This window comes from Streptomyces sp. AC555_RSS877 (genome assembly GCF_019049245.1).
In the GTDB taxonomy this organism is placed as follows: domain Bacteria; phylum Actinomycetota; class Actinomycetes; order Streptomycetales; family Streptomycetaceae; genus Streptomyces.
Window position 1 is genome coordinate 1 of the sequence record NZ_JAGMUK010000121.1, and the last position, 1,189, is coordinate 1,189.

1 protein-coding gene is annotated in these 1,189 nt (G+C 73.7%); it reads left to right on the forward strand.

Annotated elements, in window-relative coordinates; translation table 11 throughout:
• Positions 1–528: 528 nt before the first annotated feature.
• The coding region (locus tag KUM49_RS37025; protein ID WP_374200245.1) for a hypothetical protein at positions 529–1,189 on the forward strand (661 nt) is incomplete at its 3' end.

The window sequence follows — 1,189 nt, forward strand, 5'->3', positions numbered from 1 at the left end:
ACGACTGCCTGCGGGTTGACGGGGTCGGCTGCCCGTGGGCCGTCGCCCGCGGCACAGCTGGCCGCGGTCTGTGGGTGGGCGGGGTGGGTCGCGCTGCCTGGTGTTGACGGGGTGCCGTCCGCGCCCGCCCGTGCCGTCCTGGCGGCACGACTGCCTGCGGGTTGACGGGGTCGGCTGCCCGTGGGCCGTCGCCCGCGGCACAGCTGGCCGCGGTCTGTGGGTGGGCGGGGTGGGTCGCGCTGCCCGGCGTTGACGGGGTGCCGTCCGCGCCCGCCCGTGCGTCCTGGCGGCACGACTGCCCGCGGGTTGACGGGTGCGTCCTGGCGACACGACTGCCCGCGGCATGTCGGGTGCCGTCCGAGCGGCTCGACTCCGCGGGTTGGCGGGGTGGGCTGCCCGTGGTCCTCCCCGCCCCCGCCTCCGCCCCGCCAATCGGGCGGAATCATGCCCCGGCCTTGTGCCCGACCGGCATGGCGTCCTCGTTGGCCCGTCCTTGCCCGGCATGGTCATGTGTTTATGCGACTGCCTATGCCCGTGCCCGTTTCCCTCTGTCTCGCAGCAGCCGCCGCCCTCTTCCCCATGTCGGCGTACGCCGACTCGGGCGGCCTCTGTGCCGCCTCCGGGGACCAGGCCTTTCCGGTCAGCACGCGTATCCACGGCGGACCCCCCTCCTACGAGGCCGGGGGTGGTTACGGCACCTGGTACCTGGACCTCACCAACACCACCAGCCGGACCTGCGCGAACATCCACCCGGTCGTCGTCCTCGCCGATGAGAAGCGGGCCCTGGAACCCTCCCAGCCCCGCCTGGAGTTCTACGACGGCACCGTGCGGGGCAGCACCCGTCCTCACCCCGTCCGCTTCGAGCGCACCGACGCCGACGAGCTCGTGGGCGCCTTCGCCGACGAGCGGGCCGGCTTTCCCGGGTTCACCGTCGGGCCGGGAAAGACCCTCACCGTGAAGGTCCGGCTCGCGGTCACCTCGGACGCCGTACCGAACGAGGTCACCGCCAACGCGGCCGTCGTGCAACGCCACGACGACGACGGCGAGTGGGTCGGCCAGTCCAACGACTACCGCTTCGGCATCGACACGGAACCGTCCCCCGAGCGCAGCCCGGACCTCGACCCCACCGCCACCGACACCACGACCGCCACCGCCCACACCCCAACCCCCACAACGCCCACCCCCACCC